14 protein-coding genes are annotated in these 16,848 nt (G+C 72.6%); 9 read left to right on the top strand and 5 right to left on the bottom strand.

Features of this window, described 5'->3' with window-relative positions; all coding sequences use genetic code 11:
* Positions 1-28 precede the first annotated feature (28 nt).
* Positions 29-391: an SsgA family sporulation/cell division regulator gene (locus KBY32_RS34090; protein ID WP_055624864.1), complete on the top strand. Its 363-nt coding sequence runs from the start codon at positions 29-31 to the stop codon at positions 389-391.
* 3 nt (positions 392-394) lie between these two features.
* Here KBY32_RS34090 and KBY32_RS34085 read toward each other — a convergent pair whose 3' ends face one another.
* The 4 genes from KBY32_RS34085 to KBY32_RS34070 form a co-directional block, all read right to left on the bottom strand.
* On the bottom strand, positions 395-2,065 hold the full coding sequence (locus KBY32_RS34085; protein WP_210982798.1) for a penicillin-binding transpeptidase domain-containing protein: 1,671 nt from the start codon (positions 2,063-2,065) through the stop codon (positions 395-397).
* 101 nt (positions 2,066-2,166) lie between these two features.
* Positions 2,167-3,798, bottom strand: coding sequence for a penicillin-binding transpeptidase domain-containing protein (locus KBY32_RS34080; RefSeq protein ID WP_210982797.1), 1,632 nt, complete (start codon positions 3,796-3,798; stop codon positions 2,167-2,169).
* A 111-nt stretch (positions 3,799-3,909) separates the two neighbouring features.
* Entirely contained in the window at positions 3,910-4,257 is a 348-nt protein-coding gene (locus tag KBY32_RS34075) for a hypothetical protein (RefSeq protein WP_210982796.1), read from the bottom strand.
* A gap of 61 nt (positions 4,258-4,318) precedes the next feature.
* Positions 4,319-6,061 (bottom strand): dolichyl-phosphate-mannose--protein mannosyltransferase, encoded by a 1,743-nt coding sequence (locus KBY32_RS34070; protein WP_210982795.1) that lies wholly within the window; start codon positions 6,059-6,061, stop codon positions 4,319-4,321.
* A gap of 62 nt (positions 6,062-6,123) precedes the next feature.
* Here KBY32_RS34070 and rsmI point away from each other — a divergent pair, with 62 nt between their 5' ends.
* The 6 genes from rsmI (at position 6,124) to KBY32_RS34040 (ending at position 12,212) form a co-directional block, all read left to right on the top strand.
* Entirely contained in the window at positions 6,124-6,972 is an 849-nt protein-coding gene (rsmI, locus tag KBY32_RS34065; protein WP_210982794.1) for a 16S rRNA (cytidine(1402)-2'-O)-methyltransferase, read from the top strand.
* Positions 6,973-7,163: 191 nt separating this feature from the next.
* Positions 7,164-7,553: a hypothetical protein gene (locus KBY32_RS34060; protein ID WP_210982793.1), complete on the top strand. Its 390-nt coding sequence runs from the start codon at positions 7,164-7,166 to the stop codon at positions 7,551-7,553.
* A 47-nt stretch (positions 7,554-7,600) separates the two neighbouring features.
* A complete protein-coding gene (locus KBY32_RS34055) occupies positions 7,601-8,488 on the top strand; it encodes a TatD family hydrolase (protein WP_210982792.1) in 888 nt (295 codons plus the stop codon).
* 133 nt (positions 8,489-8,621) lie between these two features.
* Positions 8,622-9,998 carry a resuscitation-promoting factor gene (locus KBY32_RS34050; RefSeq protein ID WP_210982791.1) on the top strand — a complete coding sequence of 459 codons (1,377 nt, stop codon included), beginning with the start codon at positions 8,622-8,624 and terminating at the stop codon, positions 9,996-9,998.
* A 418-nt stretch (positions 9,999-10,416) separates the two neighbouring features.
* Positions 10,417-11,319 carry a 16S rRNA (adenine(1518)-N(6)/adenine(1519)-N(6))-dimethyltransferase RsmA gene (gene rsmA, locus KBY32_RS34045; protein ID WP_210982790.1) on the top strand — a complete coding sequence of 301 codons (903 nt, stop codon included), beginning with the start codon at positions 10,417-10,419 and terminating at the stop codon, positions 11,317-11,319.
* The gene (locus KBY32_RS34040) at positions 11,316-12,212 is read left to right on the top strand and encodes a 4-(cytidine 5'-diphospho)-2-C-methyl-D-erythritol kinase (protein WP_210982789.1); all 897 of its coding nucleotides are present in this window, start codon (positions 11,316-11,318) and stop codon (positions 12,210-12,212) included. Before rsmA ends, KBY32_RS34040 begins: the two co-directional genes overlap by 4 nt.
* Positions 12,213-12,216: 4 nt before the next feature.
* On the opposite strand, the gene KBY32_RS34035 is transcribed toward KBY32_RS34040, so the two are convergent.
* A complete protein-coding gene (locus tag KBY32_RS34035) occupies positions 12,217-12,810 on the bottom strand; it encodes a Uma2 family endonuclease (protein WP_108707316.1) in 594 nt (197 codons plus the stop codon).
* A gap of 156 nt (positions 12,811-12,966) precedes the next feature.
* Here KBY32_RS34035 and KBY32_RS34030 point away from each other — a divergent pair, with 156 nt between their 5' ends.
* Positions 12,967-14,775 (top strand): ABC-F family ATP-binding cassette domain-containing protein, encoded by a 1,809-nt coding sequence (locus KBY32_RS34030; protein WP_055624854.1) that lies wholly within the window; start codon positions 12,967-12,969, stop codon positions 14,773-14,775.
* A 214-nt stretch (positions 14,776-14,989) separates the two neighbouring features.
* Positions 14,990-16,819, top strand: coding sequence for a PQQ-binding-like beta-propeller repeat protein (locus tag KBY32_RS34025; RefSeq protein WP_210982788.1), 1,830 nt, complete (start codon positions 14,990-14,992; stop codon positions 16,817-16,819).
* The last annotated feature ends 29 nt before the right edge of the window (positions 16,820-16,848 follow it).

Here is a 16,848-nt window from a genome sequence, read left to right as displayed (position 1 = left end):
TGAGTTCACGCGGGTTAGGGGCCGTCCGATGTCCGTAGTCGAGCAGTACGCACGAGCCCACATCGTCACCGACGCCGACATCCAGGCCGCGGAGCAGGACGCCGTCCCGGTCGTCCTGCGCTACGACCCCGACACCGATCCACGCGTGGTGCACATCCGGCTCCCCGGAGGCGACACCCACGACTGGACGTGCTCGCGCACCCTGCTGGAGCAGGGCCTGCGCGCCCCCGCCGGAAGCGGCGAGGTACGGGTCTGGCCGTGCGGCCGGGTGCAGGCCGTCGTCGAGTTCCACTCACCGGAGGGCGTCTCGGTCGTCCAGTTCGACACGAAGGCGCTGATGCGGTTCCTGCGGCGGACCTATCTGGCCGCCACGGAACCCGTGCACAGCTGAGGCTCAGCCGCCCGCCTTCAGCAGGGCCGCCACGATCGGGCCGGCCGTCGAACCGCCGTGCCCCGCCGACTGCACGACACCCGCCGCTGCGAGATCGCCCCGGTACGCCGTGAACCAGCCGTTGGGCTTCTTCTGGTTGTCCACCTCGGCCGAACCGGTCTTCGCGCCGACGTCACCGGGGACGCCCGCCATCGCCTCGGCCGCCGTGCCGTACTTCGCCGTGTACGCCATCAGATCGCGCAGCTGGCCCAGCGTGGACGCGGACATCGTGCGGGACGCCTTCGCGAGCGAGCGCCCGTCCACCTCGGGGGAGACCAGATAGGGCTGCTTGAAGACGCCCTGCTTCACGGTCGCCGACACCGACGCCATGTTCAGCGGGTTCATCCGCACCCCGCCCTGCCCGATCAGCTCGGCCGCCATCTGCGCCTGCGACTGCACCGGGACGGCGCCGTCGAAGGTGGGCACGCCCACCGACCAGCTGTCGAGCGAGAGACCGAAGACCTGCTGGGCCTGCTTGGTCAGGCTGTCGTCCTCCAGCTCCGGCGCCTGACTGATGAAGGCCGTGTTGCAGGAGCGGGCGAAGCTCGCCTTGAACGTGCCGCCCTTGATCTCGAACTTGTCGTCGTTCTGGAACTTCCAGTGCCCGTAGGTGAAGTACTTCGGGCAGGGGTGCGCCTTGTCCGCCGACGCCAGCCCCTTCTCGATCAGCAGCGAGGAGGTGACGACCTTCATCGTGGAGCCGGGGGCGAGGGACCCCTGGAACGCGGTGTTGAAGCCGTGCGAGGAGTTCGCCGCGGCGAGGATCTCGCCGGTGGAGGGGCGCAGCACGACGACCGACGCCTTCTCCTTCGCGGCGACCTGCTGCTCGGCGGCGGCCTGCAGGGAGGGGCTGAGCGTCGTCTTCACGGTGCCCGGGGTGCCCTTGCTCAGCTCCAGCAGGGTCTTGTCGGACAGCTCCGCCTTCTGGGACTCCTTGCCCCGGACGACCTGGAGCTCGACACCCGCCGTGCCGCCGGCCTTCTCGCCGTACTTCTCGCGCAGCCCGTCCAGGACGGAGCCCAGCGACGGGTAGGCCTTCACGGTCAGCTCGCCGCCGTCGCGGTCGAGCGCCTTGACCGGCGGGGTGCCGGACGCGCCGGTGACGAGCCGGTCGCCGTCCTTCAGCTCCGGGTGGACGACCGACGACTGCCACTTGACCAGCGGCTTGCCGTCCTCCGCCCGCCGGACGACGGTGAGCGCGCTGTCGTACGTCAGGGGCTTGCTGGTCTTCTTGTAGGAGACGGTGCCCTTCACCGAGAAGGGGACCTTGTCGCCGGCGCGGGCACCCGGGGAGAGGGTGACGTCCTTGATACGGGCGTCCTTGGCGTAGCCGGTGAGCAGTGCCTTCGCGGCGGCGCTGTCGTCGGTGGCGGCGGCGGCCTTCGCCACGTCGCCCTTCTGCCAGGCAGTGAGGAACGCCTCGGCGGCCGAGGTGACCTCCTTGCCGGAGAGCGGGCCGGACCTGACCTTCTTCGCCCGCTGCTCGGCGGAGGACGACTGCGTGTCCGCGGCCGCTCCACCGCCGTACAGGGCGTAGACGCCGAACCCGGCGCCACCGATCACGACGGCGATCACCCCGCCGAGCACGGCGGGGTTGGTCTTCCGCCGCTCGGCGACGCGCTTTCTTCTGCCCACTGCTTTCCGTTCCCTCGCGAATCCCAGGGGTCCCCGGCGCCCCGCTGCCCTCACGCACAACGACGACGACAGCCTAGAGTCCCTTGGCGCCGAGGGTGAGGTCAGCCTGCCGCTCGTAGCACGGCTGCGACAATCGGACCGGCCGCGTCGCCGCCGTGCCCGCCCTGCTGGACCAGCGCGGACGCGGCCACGTCACCGCGGTACCCGACGAACCAGCTGTCCGAGGTGGCCTCCCCGTCGACCTCCGCCGAACCGGTCTTCGCGCCGATGTCACCGCCGAGCCCGCGCATGGCCGCCGCGCCGGTGCCCTGCGTCGCGGTCAGCCGCATCATCTGCCGGATCTGGTTCGCGGTGCCCGGGCGCAGCCCCGCCGCGGTCGCGAACTCCCGGTCGTCGAGCGTACGCGGCACCAGATACGGCTGCCGGAACGAGCCGGTGATGGCGGTCGCCGTCACGGACGCCATGGTCAGCGGGTTCATCTGGACCGTGCCCTGCCCGATCGCGTTGGCCGCGCGGTCCGGGCCCGCGGAGGCGGGGACGCTGCCGTCGAACGAGCTGATGCCGGTCCGCCAGTCGCGGCCGATCCCGAACCGCTGCTCGGCCTCCGCCGTCAGCGAGGCGTCGGTGACGCCGTCGCGGCCGACCAGCTTGATGAAGGCGGTGTTGCAGGACCGGGTGAACGCGGCCGAAAGGGTGGCGCCGGGGCCCTCGTCGGGCTTCATGCCCTTGAGGTTCTTGAAGGTCTGGCTCTGCCAGACCGCGGTGTCCGGGCAGGGCGCCGGGCCGTTCATCGTGGCGAGGCCGTTGTCGATGAGCATGGCCGAGGTGAGGACCTTCATCGTGGAGCCGGGGGCGACCTGCCCCTCGAACGCCGCGTTGAAGGCGTCCTCGCGGTGGTTGGCGACGGCGAGGATCTCACCGCTGCTGGGCTGGAGGGCGACCACGGAGGACTGCCCGTACTTCTCGACGGCCTTCTCGGCGGCGGCCTGCACGCCCGCGCTGAGCGTGGTGCGCAGCGTGCCCGGTCTGCCCTTGGAGAGGGTCAGCAGCGAGGTGTCCGGGGCCTCGGTGGCGGTGTGCCGGATCGACAGCTCCACGCCGGGCTCACCGCCCGCCTTGTCGCCGTACCTCGACCGCAGGGTGTCCAGGACCGGCCCGAGCGAGGGGTACTTCTCCTTCGTCAGCACGGTGCCGTTGCGGTCGACGGCCTCGATGGGCGGGTTCTCGGCCTCGCCGGTGACCAGGGTGTCGCCCTTGCGCAGCTCCGGATGGATGACGGCCGGCTGCCAGTCGACGAGCGCCTGCCCCGTACTCACGCCCCGCACGACGGTGAGCCGGCTCTCGTACCGCAACGCCTTGGACTTCCCGCCGTACGACACCTCGGCGTCGACAGTGAACGGCACGGTGGTGCCCTTGGCCTTCCGCGGCGTGATCTTCACATCGCGGATGTGCGCGGCCTTGGTGTAGGCGTTGAACAGCACACCGGCGGCCGCGTCGTTGTTGGTCCGGGCGGCGGCCTGCTCGACCTTGCCCTTCTCCCAGGCGTCGAAGAACGCCTCGGTGGTCTCCGCCACCTCCTCCGCGTCCGGCGGCCCGGACCGCGCCGACCCCCCGGCGCCGGTGGCCCCACCCCCGTCCAACGCCGACACGATGTTGTACGCGCCGTACCCGGCCCCGCCCACCATCAGGGCGAACACCCCACCGACGACCGCGACCTTGACCCCCTTGGCCATGATCCCCTCCCCGTTTTCGTCCCCCGCACTGTAAGTGGCGTACTAGAGAGCTGTGAGGAGAGTTTCCTTTTGTGACCGAGGAAGCCCGCACATATGTCCGATCGTGAGGCCCTAGCCCGGCCTCCCGAGCGTCATCCGCGCGCCGTCCACGAACAACGTCCGGGCCTCCGCCACGTCCCGGTTCCGCGAGGCGAGTTTCTCGAGGTGTCTCGCCATGGCGGCCCGGTCGCCGGAGCCGTGCACGGCGGGCCACTCCGTGATGACGACGTACACCTGCGCCGCCGCCGACGTGAGGGCCGACGCCCGCTCCACCATGAGGTCAGGCCCCCACAGCTGGGGGTGGGCCCCGACGAGGATCAGGGCCGTGAGCTCGTTCAGGAGCTGCTCGGTCAGCTCGGCCGCCGGGAGCCGGCCCAGCAGCATCTGCGTCCGGCACCGCTGGACCGACGTGGTGAACACCGCGCGGACATTCTCGCGGCTGCGGGCCCGCCCCGGCAGGGAGTCCGTCAGCCCTGCCGGGCTACACCCACGTATCCAGCCACATCCGGGACCGCCACTCGTCGATCGGGATGGACTGGCCCGTGTGGAGGGGCCAGAAGTAGATGAAGTTCCAGGCGATCAGGAGGACCAGGACGCCTGCGGCTGTCGCGCCGATGACCCGGCGGGTGTCGCCGGAGCGGGGTGGGCCGATGATCGCGCCCAGGAGCATCGCCACGGCCAGGCAGAGGAAAGGGAGGAAGACGATGGCGTAGAAGAAGAAGATGGTGCGTTCCTGGTAGAGGAACCAGGGGAGGTACCCGGCCGCGACGCCGCAGGCGATGGCGCCGGCCCGCCAGTCGCGGCGCGGCAGCCAGCGCCACAGGACGTACAGGACGGCCGCGGCCGCCGCCCACCACAGGACCGGGGTGCCGATCGCCAGGACCTCGCGGGCGCACTTGCCGCCCGCGTCGGAGGGGCAGCCGTCCCTGCCGGGCAGCGGGGACTCGTAGAAGAAGGAGACGGGGCGGCCGTCGACGATCCAGCTCCACGGGTTGGACTGGTACGTGTGCGGCGAGGACAGGCCGACGTGGAAGTCGTACACCTGGTTCTCGTAGTGCCACAGGGACAGCCACCAGTCGGGGAACAGCCACGACCAGTCGCTCGTGCGGCCGTTGGCGGTCGCCCAGTCGCGGTAGTAGCCGCCCTTGCCGTTCGTGGGGGAGAGGATCCAGCCGGTCCAGGACGCGAAGTAGGTGACGACCGCCACCGGGACCGTCGCCAGGAAGGCCAGGCCCAGGTCGTGGCGGGCCACGGCCCAGTACGGGCGGCCGGCGCCGGCGACGCGGCGGGCGCCGATGTCCCACGCCACGGTCATCAGGCCGAACGCGGCCAGGAAGTACAGGCCGTTCCACTTGGTGCCGATGGCCAGGCCCAGCATCAGGCCGGCCAGCCAGCGGTAGGGGCGCAGCCCGAGATGCAGGGTCTCGGCGATGTGCGCGTCCGGGCGGGCCCGCCCGTCGGCGTCCACCGGCAGCGCGGCCGCCAGCTTCGCCCGCGCCCGGTCCCGGTCGATGACCAGACACCCGAAGGCCGCCAGCACGAAGAACATCAGCACCCCGTCCAGCAGCGAGGTGCGGGCCATCACGAAGGCCAGCCCGTCCACGGCCATCAGCGCGCCCGCGACACAGCCGAGGAACGTGGAGCGGAAGATCCGCCGGCCGATGCGGCACAGCATCAGGACCGACAGCGTGCCGAGCAGCGCCGTCATGAAGCGCCAGCCGAAGGGGTTGAATCCGAACATCAGCTCGCCGAGCCCGATGACGTACTTGCCCACCGGCGGGTGCACGACGTACGCCGCCTCCGTCGGGATCGGCACCTTGTCGGCCAGCTCCAGCACCGACTTGTTGGCGCTCTTGTCCCAGCTGACCTCGAAACCGCGGTGGATCAGCGCCCAGGCGTCCTTGGCGTAGTAGGTCTCGTCGAATATCACCGCCTTCGGGCTGCCCAGGTGCCAGAAGCGCAGCACGCCCGCGAGCAGTGTCACCAGCAGCGGACCGCCCCAGCCGGACCAGCGTGTGATCCGGTCGGCGAGCGGACCCGAGGCGCCGAGGAACTGCCACATCCGCGGGCTGGGCTTCACGTACGGCGGCACGAGTTGGTCGCGTACGTCGCCGCGGGGCGCGGCGGAGTAGCCGAATCGGCGCAGCCGCTGCTGCCACGACGGCCGCTGTTCGTGCGATGCCTGGCCCTGCCGGGTGTCCGTGGAGGACGCGGTACTGGTCACCGCGCCATCGTAGGGAACACGTCTGTGACAGTCGCGCGGATGCGCCCTGCGAGACTGGAAACGTGACAGGAACCCTTGTACTGGCAGGCACCCCCATCGGCGACGTCCAGGACGCCCCGCCCCGCCTCGCGGAGGAACTGGCCGGCGCGGACGTGGTCGCCGCCGAGGACACCCGGCGGCTGAAGCGCCTCACCCAGGCGCTGGGCGTGCAGCCGTCCGGCCGGGTCGTGTCGTACTTCGAGGGCAACGAGTCGGCGCGCACCCCCGAGCTGGTCGAGGCGCTGCTGGAGGGGTCCCGGGTGCTGCTCGTCACCGACGCGGGGATGCCGTCCGTGTCGGACCCGGGGTACCGGCTGGTCGCGGCGGCGGTGGAGAAGGACATCCGGGTCACCGCCGTGCCCGGCCCGTCCGCCGTGCTGACCGCGCTGGCCCTGTCCGGGCTGCCCGTGGACCGGTTCTGCTTCGAGGGGTTCCTGCCGCGCAAGGCGGGGGAGCGGCTGTCGCGGCTGAAGGACGTCGCCGGGGAGCGGCGCACGCTCGTCTACTTCGAGGCCCCGCACCGGCTCGACGACACCCTCGCGGCGATGGCCGAGGTGTTCGGCCCCGAGCGGCGGGCCGCCGTGTGCCGGGAGCTGACGAAGACGTACGAGGAGGTCAAGCGGGGCGGCCTCGGGGAGCTGGCGGCCTGGGCCTCCGAGGGTGTGCGCGGCGAGATCACCGTCGTCGTCGAGGGGGCGCCGGACAAGGGCGCCGAGGAGATCGACGCGGCGGAGCTCGTACGCCGGGTCCGCATCCGCGAGGAGGCGGGCGAGCGGCGCAAGGAGGCGATCGCGGCGGTCGCGGCCGAGGCGGGCCTGCCCAAGCGGGAGGTGTTCGACGCCGTCGTGGCGGCGAAGAACGCGGGCGCGTGAAGGTGGTGTGAGCAGGGCGTACACCGCTGGGCGCGGGCGCCCCATGCCGGGGTAAAGCGACTCGGGCCTTTCGGCAAGGAACGGCCAATTCGCCGCCAACAGTGGACAGATGCCGTGCGTTCATGTCTGGCCGGGAGTCCACTGGTCGTGGGGCGTCGACCGCCCCAGCCCTGCGGACCACAGGAGCCTGCATGAGTGAGAGCGCCCAGCGGATACCGGGCCTTCCCGGCGCCGCCACCGCCGCCGTCCACGAGTCGTACTCGTTCGCGTGCATGCGCTGCGGGCACGGCTGGGAGCAGTCGTACGCCATCGAACACGAGCGGGACGCGGACGGCCGGGAGTCCGTCCGGTACGTGGCCGACGGCCGGGTCGTGCCGTCGCCGCTGAGCCGGCCCATGTGCCGGAACTGCGACGGGCACGTGGTGCGCATCATGCGCGCCGGGCAGGTGGCCTCCGTGCAGAACTCCCTGCACCGGCCCGCCCCCGCCCCGGCCCCGGTGGTGCCCGCACAGCCCGGTGAGGCCCCGCATCACCGGCACCTCTCCGACCTCCTGCACGTCTTCCACCGCAAGGCCGGCTGACCCCGCCGCCCGGCCGGCCCGGCAGGCCCCTTCCGTAGGATCGGGACATGCCTTCGAACGCCGCCGACAAGCACGCCACCCCGCCCGCCCCGGAACCCCTGCGGGTGCCGGTCGCCGACTCGCACACCCATCTCGACATGCAGTCGGGCAGCGTGGAGGACGCCCTGGCGAAGGCGGCCTCCGTCGGGGTGACCACCGTCGTGCAGGTCGGCTGCGACGTGCGCGGCTCGCGGTGGGCGGCCGAGACGGCGGCGGCGTACGACGCCGTCCACGCGGCCGTCGCCCTCCACCCCAACGAGGCGCCTCGCATCGTGCACGGCGACCCCGACGGATGGTCCCGGCAGGGCTCGCGCGAGCCCGGGGGCGCGGCGGCGCTCGACGAGGCCCTCGCCGAGATCGACCGGCTCGCCGCGCTCCCGCAGGTCAAGGGCGTCGGCGAGACCGGCCTCGACCACTTCCGCACCGGGCCCGAGGGCATGGAGGCGCAGGAGGCGTCCTTCCGCGCCCACATCGAGATCGCCAAGCGGCACGGCAAGGCCCTCGTCATCCACGACCGCGACGCCCACACCGACGTCCTGCGCGTGCTGAAGGAGGAGGGCGCCCCCGAGCGGACCGTCTTCCACTGCTACTCCGGCGACGCCGAGATGGCGGAGATCTGCGCCCGCGCCGGATACTTCATGTCCTTCGCCGGCAACGTCACCTTCAAGAACGCCCAGAACCTGCGGGACGCGGTCGCGGTCGCCCCGCTGGAACTGCTCCTCGTGGAGACCGACGCGCCCTTCCTCACCCCGGCCCCGTACCGCGGACGGCCCAACGCCCCGTATCTCGTTCCGATCACGGTGCGGGCCATGGCCGAGGTGCGCGGCATCGACGAGGACACGCTGGCCGCGGCCCTGGGATCGAACACGGCTCGGGCCTTCTCCTACCCGCGCTGACACCCCGCCGACGGCCCTCGCGGCTCCCAACGCCCGTAAAAATTACGGTGCGTAGCCGCGTCGCCTTGGTGACCGCCCGGCGCTCCGCTAGGTTCTGGTGGCCCTGAACGGACCCCTCCGCTGGAGCGTCGTCGTGAGCAACGCGCAGTTCGAGACGTATGGACCGAGCCCGTCCCCGTACCCCCCGGGGTACGGCGGCTTCGACCCGTACACCGCTCCCACGGTCGCGTACGGCACGCCGGCCGCCTTCGAGTCGTACACGGAACGTCACGAGAGCGGGTACGGCGGTCCTGAGGCGTACGCGGACACCTACCGCCCGGCGTACGAGGTGGCCGAAGGGGCGTACGCGCCCGGCGCGGACCACCGGACCGGGCGGCGGGCCGCGCACCGGCGCCGTGGCCGGACCGTCGAGCGGGTCGAGGGGCCCATGCGCCGGCTGGTCCCGCAGGCCCTGGTCGTCGCGTTCCTGGCGGGCGGTACCAGCGCCTTCGTCGCCAACGACAAGGCCGTCGAGCTGACCGTCGACGGCGCCCCACGCACCCTGCACACGTTCGCCGACGACGTGGGCGACCTCCTCGCCGACCAGGGCGTGGAGGTCGGCGCCCACGACGTCGTGGACCCGCCGGCGGGCTCGGCGCTGGAGAGCGGCGACGAGGTCGTGGTCCGCCACGGGCGGCCCCTGCGGCTCACCCTCGACGGCCGCCCGCGCGAGGTGTGGACGACCGCGCACACCGTCGAGGCGGCGCTGCGGAAGCTCGGTGTGCGCACGGAGGGCGCCTATGTGTCGGTGCCGCGCTCGAAGCGCATCGGACGCGAGGGGCTCACGCTGGACGTGCGCACCGAACGCGCGGTGACGGTCCTCGCGGACGGCCGCGCCCGCACCATCCGCACCAACGCCGCGACCGTCGCCGAGGTCGTCGAGCAGGCCGGCATCACCCTGCGCGGCGACGACACCACCTCGGCGCGGGCCGAGGACTTCCCGCGCGACGGGCAGGCGGTGACCGTGCTGCGGATCACCGGCGGCCGGGAGATCCGCGACGAGGTGATCCCCTTCGACGTGCGCCGGGTCGAGGACCCCACGGTGTTCCGGGGCACGGAGGTCGTCGAGCGCCCGGGCCGGCCGGGCCTGCGCCGCATCACCTACACCACCCGCACCGTCAACGGCGTACGGCAGAAGCCGCGGCGCACCGGGACGGAGATGATCCGCAGGCCGGAGACCCAGATCGTCAAGGTCGGCACCAAGCCGCTGCCCGTCTCCACGGGCTCGACGGGCCGACTGAACTGGGAGGGCCTCGCGGCCTGCGAGTCCGGCGGCCGCCCCGACGCGGTCGACTCCTCGGGGACCTACGGCGGGCTGTACCAGTTCGACACCGAGACCTGGCAGCGCCTCGGCGGCCGGGGCCGCCCCCAGGACGCGCCGCCCGCCGAACAGACCATGCGCGCCAAGAAGCTGTACGTCCGCCAGGGCACCAGCCCATGGCCACACTGCGGGCAACGCCTGCACGGATGAGCCCCACGCCGGGGGCGCACCGCCGACCCGACCGCGGCGACCGGCGCGGCCCCCTCGGCCCCGGCGGCCGGCGACCGGCCCGGACGCGGCGGACCGGCTGCGGCGACCGCGCCGGACCCGGCGGACCGGCTGCGGCGGTCGGCCCGGACCCGCCGGACCGGCTGCGGTGACCGGCCCGGGTCCCTCGGCCCCGGCTGTGGCGACCGGTCCGGACGTGGCGGACCCGCTGTGGCGATCGGCCCGGACCCGCCGGACCGGCCCCGCCGATCGGCGGGACCCCTCGACCCCGGCTGTGGCGGTCGCGCCGGTCCCGGCTGTGGCGGTCGGGCCGGACCTCCGGCCCCGGCTGCGGCGGGCGGCGCGGGTCGCCGGGCCCGCTGCGGTGATCGGGTCCGGCGGGGCCCCGTACCCTGGTCGGGTGAGCAGCCCCACCCCCGACGCCCTCCTGGGCCCCGCCGACATCCGTGAACTGGCGGCCGCCCTCGGTGTGCGCCCCACCAAGCAGCGCGGTCAGAACTTCGTCATCGACGCGAACACCGTCCGCCGTATCGTCCGCACCGCCGAGGTCCGCCCCGACGACGTGGTCGTCGAGGTCGGCCCGGGGCTCGGTTCCCTCACGCTCGCCCTGCTGGAGGCCGCCGACCGGGTCACCGCCGTCGAGATCGACGACGTGCTGGCCGGCGCGCTGCCCGCCACCGTCGCGGCCCGCATGCCCGACCGCGCCGACCGGTTCGCGCTGGTCCACTCCGACGCGATGCACGTCACCGAGCTGCCGGGACCGCCCCCGACGGCGCTCGTCGCGAACCTCCCCTACAACGTGGCCGTCCCGGTGCTGCTGCACATGCTGGAGACCTTCCCGAGCATCGAGCGCACGCTGGTGATGGTGCAGTCCGAGGTCGCCGATCGGCTCGCCGCCGCCCCCGGCTCGAAGGTGTACGGCGTCCCCTCGGTCAAGGCCAACTGGTACGCCGAGGTCAAGCGGGCCGGCGCCATCGGCCGCACCGTCTTCTGGCCCGCGCCGAACGTCGACAGCGGACTGGTGTCGCTGGTGCGCCGCGCGGAGCCGCTGAAGACCACCGCGAGTCGCCGCGAGGTCTTCGCCGTCGTCGACGCCGCCTTCGCCCAGCGCCGCAAGACGCTGCGCGCCGCCCTCGCCGGGTGGGCCGGTTCCGCGGCCGCCGCCGAGGCCGCACTCGTCGCGGCCGGGGTCTCCCCGCAGGCGCGCGGCGAGTCCCTGACCGTCGAGGAGTTCGCGCGCATCGCCGAGCACAAGGACGCCGGAGACAAGGGCGCCGGACACGAGGAGCAGGCCCAGCAGTGAGCGTCACCGTCCGCGTCCCCGCCAAGGTCAACGTCCAGCTCGCGGTGGGCGCCGCCCGCCCCGACGGCTTCCACGACCTGGCCAACGTCTTCCTCGCCGTCGGCCTGTACGACGAGGTGACCGCCACCCCGTCGCCGGACGGGCTGCGCATCACCTGTGACGGCCCCGACGCCGCGCAGGTCCCCCTGGACCGCACCAACCTCGCCGCCCGCGCCGCCATCGCCCTCGCCGAGCGGTACGGCCGCACGCCCGACGTCCATCTGCACATCGCCAAGGACATCCCCGTCGCGGGCGGCATGGCCGGCGGCAGCGCGGACGGCGCGGGGGCCCTGCTCGCCTGCGACACCCTGTGGGGCACCGGCGCCTCCCGCGAGGAACTCCTCGACATCTGCGCCGAGCTGGGCAGCGACGTGCCGTTCAGCCTGGTCGGCGGGGCGGCCCTCGGCACCGGGCGCGGCGAGAAGCTGCGCCCCCTCGACGTCGGCGGCACCTTCCACTGGGTGTTCGCGATGGCCACGCGTGGGCTGTCGACGCCCGCCGTCTTCCGCGAGTTCGACCGGCTCGCCGAGGGCACCCGCGTCCCCGAGCCCATCGCCTCCGAGCCGCTGCTCGCCGCCCTCGCGAAGGGTGACCCGGACGCGCTCGCCGCCGCCGTCTCCAACGACCTCCAGCCCGCCGCGCTCTCCCTCTTCCCGGAGCTGGCGGACACCCTGGACGCCGGGCGCGCGGCCGGGGCGCTCACCGCGCTCGTCTCCGGCTCGGGCCCCACCACGGCGTTCCTCGTCCGCGACGCGGCCGGCGCCCAGAAGGTCGCCGAGGCCCTGGCATCCGCACCCGCCTGCCGCACGGTGCGCACAGCGGTGGGGCCGGTGCCGGGGGTGACGGCTCTCTGAGGCGTCAGGGGCGCGGGCCGACCGTGGTCAGATCGATGTCGACGGGAGCCGGCTTGTCCACCTTGACCCGGTCGCTCTGCCGGCCCAGGTGCACGTACGACATCGTCGCGAGGTCGAGTTCGTAGACATGCACCACGGGCCGGCCGGTGAGGCCGTCCTGCTCGACGCGCCAGAAGTTCGGAATCCCGGCGACGGCGTACTTGTGCGGCTTGTACATGCGGTCGCGGGCTTCCGAGTCGGGGGAGACGACCTCCACGGCGAGAAGCACGTCCTTGGCGTGGAAGCACGTCTGGTCCAGCCCGGTCACCGCATCGGCCCGCACCACGCTGACATCCGGTTCGGGGCCGTTCCGCCGGTCGAGGACCACCGTCATCTCGCGCTCGACACTGAACTGCGGGCCCAGGCAGGCGCGCAGTCCCTGGACCAGCAGGTCGATCACCAGGAAGTGGAAGCGGCGCTGCGGACTCACGAAGATCAGGCTCCCGTCGATCAGCTCTGTGTGCGGCGGGAGATCAGGCAGGGTGAACAGGTCGTCCACGGTCCAGCCGTCCGGAGGCGGCACCGGCCAGCGGCGGTGCTCTGCGGGCTCGGCGGTCATGAGTCCTCCCATGGACGGGATCCTGCGGCCTGCCCTCCACGGTAGTCGCCCCATTCCGATCACGTCATCACAAAGGGTGACCATCTCCTCGCGTCACGGCCGTCCCCCGGCAGGGCCTAGGCTGGAAAGCTGATCGATCCACCGGGCAGGAGAGAAATGGCCGTCAATCTGGTCAATGTCGAGAACGTCAGCAAGGTGTACGGCACCCGTGCGCTGCTGGACGGGATTTCGCTCGGCGTCTCCGAGGGGGACCGCATCGGTGTCGTCGGCCGCAACGGCGACGGCAAGACGACCATGATCCGGATGCTGGCCCGGCTGGAGGAGCCCGACACCGGCCGGGTCACCCACTCCGGCGGGCTGCGGCTCGGCGTCCTCACCCAGCACGACTCCCTCGACCCCGAGGCGACCGTCCGCCACGAGGTGATCGGCGACCTCGCCGACCACGAGTGGGCCGGCAACGCCAAGATCCGGGACGTCCTGACGGGCCTGTTCGGCGGGCTCGACCTGCCCGGCTTCCCGCAGGGGCTCGACACCGTCATCGGCCCGCTGTCCGGTGGCGAGCGGCGGCGGATCGCGCTCGCCAAGCTGCTCATCGAGGAGCAGGACCTGATCGTCCTCGACGAGCCCACCAACCACCTCGACGTCGAGGGCATCGCCTGGCTCGCCGAGCATCTGCGCAACCGCCGCTCCGCGCTCGTCTGCGTCACCCACGACCGGTGGTTCCTGGACCAGGTCTGCACCCGCATGTGGGACGTGCAGCGCGGTGTCGTCCACGAGTACGAGGGCGGCTACTCCGACTACGTCTTCGCGCGCGCCGAGCGCGAGCGCATCGCCGCGACCGAGGAGGTCAAGCGGCAGAACCTGGTCCGCAAGGAGCTGGCCTGGCTGCGCCGAGGCGCCCCCGCCCGTACGTCCAAGCCGCGCTTCCGCGTCGAGGCGGCCAACGAGCTGATCGCGGACGTGCCGCCGCCGCGCGACAGCAGCGAGCTGATGAAGTTCGCCTCCTCCCGGCTCGGCAAGACCGTCTTCGACCTGGAGGACGTGACCGTCCAGGCCGGGCCCAAGGTGCTGCTGAAGCATGTGACCTGGCAGCTCGGCCCCGGCGACCGCATCGGCCTGGTCGGCGTCAACGGCGCCGGCAAGACCTCCCTGCTGCGCGCGCTCGCCGATGCCGCCTCCAGCGAGGGCGAGACGCAGCCGGCGGCCGGGCAGATCCGTGTCGGCAAGACGGTCAAGCTGGCCTATCTGTCGCAGGAGGTCGCCGAACTCGACCCCGAGTGGCGGGTGTTGCAGGCCGTGCAGCAGGTCCGTGAGCGCGTCGACCTCGGCAAGGGCCGCGAGATGACGGCCGGTCAGCTCTGCGAGACGTTCGGTTTCAGCAAGGAGAAGCAGTGGACGCCGGTCGGGGACCTCTCCGGCGGTGAGCGCCGCCGGCTGCAGCTGCTGCGGCTGCTGATGGACGAGCCCAACGTCCTCTTCCTCGACGAGCCCACCAACGACCTGGACATCGAGACCCTGACCCAGCTGGAGGACCTCCTCGACGGCTGGCCCGGCTCGATGATCGTCATCTCCCACGACCGGTTCTTCGTCGAACGCACCACCGACCGGGTGTTCGCCCTGCTCGGCGACTCCACCCTGCGGATGCTGCCCCGCGGCATCGACGAGTACCTGGAGCGCCGCCACCGGATGGAGGCGCAGGCGGCCGCCGCCGCGTCCGTCCCGGCCGTGGAGAAGGCCGTACCGGAGCGCAGCGCCGCCGATCAGCGGGCCGCCAAGAAGGAGTTGCAGCGCATCGAGCGACAGCTCGACAAGCTGTCCGAGCGGGAGACCAAGCTGCACGCGCAGATCGCCGAGAACGCCACGGACTTCGCGAAGGTGGCCGAACTCGACGCGGAACTGCGCGATCTGGCCACCCAGCGGGACGAGCTGGAACTGCGCTGGCTCGAACTCGCCGAGGACGCGTAGCCGTCGGCTCCCGCACGTGAAGAGCCCGTGAAGGGTCATAACGGGGGCATCACAGGCCGGTCCTCCCTTGGGTACAGGGGTGGACGGGGACCGGTGCGCCGTCGGGGGCGGGTGATAGAAAGGGCCGCTGAGGACAGTCTGAGAAACGCCGGTGTGGCGAGATCGCGACGGCACAGGACGCGGCACCGCACCGGCCCACCAAGGGGGACCACTCATGAGCCAGCCGCCCAACCAGCCGCCGCAGGGCGGTTTCGGCGCACCGCAGGACCCGCGGCAGGGTGGCTTCGGCGCCCCGCAGCCGCCGCAGCCCGACGGTGCCCCGCAGACCCCGCCCCCGCCGCAGGGTGCCCCCCAGACGCCTCCGCCGCCGCAGACCCCACCGCAGCCGCCGGCCGGCCCGCCCCAGCCCGGTTACGGCTACCCGCAGCAGCCTCCGCAGCCGCAGCAGCCCGGCCCCTACGCGAGCGGCCCGTACGGCCAGCCGCCCCAGCAGCCGGGCCCGTACGGCTACCCGCAGCAGCCCGGCCCCTACGGCCAGCCGCCGCAGGGCTACGGCCAGCCCGGCCAGCCGCAGTTCCCGGGCGCGCCCGGCACCCCGCCCGGCGGCTCCCGCAACCCGTTCAAGGGCAAGCCCGCCCTCGCCGTCGTCGCGGCCGTCGCCGCGCTCGCGGTGATCGGCGGCACCGTGTACGCGGTGACCAGCGGCGGCGACGACGACCCGAAGAAGCCGGTCGCGCAGAAGACCGACGACCCGAAGGGCTCCGCGTCCCCGACCGGTGACGACGAGGGCGACGGCGGCAGCGGCGGCGGCGCCGACCCGGAGAACCTCAACGGCGGCCGGCAGGCCGGCGAAGCCAAGGTGCTCTGGTACAAGCCCGCCCCCGACGCCCCCGGTTCGGGCGCCGACGCCCCCGGCATGTGGATCACCGACAAGACCGCGGTGAAGGCGGCGTACAAGCAGGTCTTCGGCTACCGCGTCGCCGACGGCGAGGCCGCCTGGGACCCGATCTCCTTCCCGGAGAAGATCTGCTCGGTCACCGCGCAGAAGTCGTCCGACGACAAGGTCGTCGTGGCCTACATGAGCGGCAGCAGCGACCGCGCCAAGTGCAACCAGCTCCAGCAGATCGACCTGAACTCCGGCGCGAAGGGCTGGAAGGGCACGGTCGCCGAGGGCGGCCTGTTCGACACCACCCTCAAGGTCGAGATGTCCATCACGGGCAAGACGCTGATGGTGGGCCGCTCGCAGTCCGGCACCGCCTACGACGTAGGCACCGGCAAGAAGATGTGGGACAAGCAGCGCTACGGCGACAAGTGCTTCCCCGACGCCTTCGCGGGCGGCGACGCCCTGGTCGGCGTGGCGTCCTGCGACGCCGGCGGCTCCGGCGAGCACGACGAGATCCAGGCCCTCGACCCGGCGACGGGCAAGGCCAAGTGGACGCGCAAGATCGACGAGGGATGGCGGGTCGCCCGCGTCTTCTCCGTCGACCCGCTGGTCGTCTACAGCACCAACAAGGACAAGAAGACGTGGAACATCTCCACGTTCGACACCTCCAGCGGCAAGCGCCGCTCGCAGGTCTCCGTCGACCTGGAGATCGGCGCCGAGTGCGGCTGGGCCATCCTGGAGCGGGCCCTGCAGGGCTGCGGCGGTGTGGTCGCCGACAAGGACACGCTGTACATGCCGACCAAGGCCATCGCCGCCGCCAACGAGATCGTCGCGATCAGCCTGGACAGCGGCAAGGAGAAGTGGCGCGCCAAGTCGCCCGCCGAGGAGACGATGCTCCCGGTCAAGGTCGAGGACGGCAAGCTCGTCGCGTACGTCACGCCGTCGTACGACGCGGGCGGCCAGGTCGTGTCGATCCCGCTGAGCGGCGGCGGTCACGAGCCGGCGAAGCTCCTGCAGAACCCGGTGAGCGCCGCGCGGATCGAGAACGGCTTCTTCTCCAAGGCGTACGACTGGGTCGACGGCCGCTTCTACCTGTCGAGCACCCGCCTCAGCGGCAGGGACGACGCCAAGGAGAAGCTGATCCTCGCCTACGGCAAGTGAGTTCGGCGCGGGTGCCCGGCACCCGCGCC

It is taken from the genome of Streptomyces sp. RK62 (assembly GCF_018070255.1).
In the GTDB taxonomy this organism is placed as follows: Bacteria; Actinomycetota; Actinomycetes; order Streptomycetales; family Streptomycetaceae; genus Streptomyces; species Streptomyces nigra.
Note: the sequence above shows the minus strand (reverse complement) of the source record. Positions and strands in the feature narration are given on the sequence as shown.

What these genes read in the sequence shown, in the direction of transcription:
- KBY32_RS34030 (WP_055624854.1), top strand. Translation starts at nt 12,967, where the DNA reads ATGGCCGTCAATCTGGTCAATGTCGAGAACGTCAGCAAGGTGTACGGC.
- KBY32_RS34080 (WP_210982797.1), bottom strand. Translation starts at nt 3,798, where the DNA reads ATGGCCAAGGGGGTCAAGGTCGCGGTCGTCGGTGGGGTGTTCGCCCTG.
- KBY32_RS34090 (WP_055624864.1), top strand. Translation starts at nt 29, where the DNA reads ATGTCCGTAGTCGAGCAGTACGCACGAGCCCACATCGTCACCGACGCC.
- KBY32_RS34055 (WP_210982792.1), top strand. Translation starts at nt 7,601, where the DNA reads ATGCCTTCGAACGCCGCCGACAAGCACGCCACCCCGCCCGCCCCGGAA.
- KBY32_RS34060 (WP_210982793.1), top strand. Translation starts at nt 7,164, where the DNA reads ATGAGTGAGAGCGCCCAGCGGATACCGGGCCTTCCCGGCGCCGCCACC.
- KBY32_RS34035 (WP_108707316.1), bottom strand. Translation starts at nt 12,810, where the DNA reads ATGACCGCCGAGCCCGCAGAGCACCGCCGCTGGCCGGTGCCGCCTCCG.
- KBY32_RS34025 (WP_210982788.1), top strand. Translation starts at nt 14,990, where the DNA reads ATGAGCCAGCCGCCCAACCAGCCGCCGCAGGGCGGTTTCGGCGCACCG.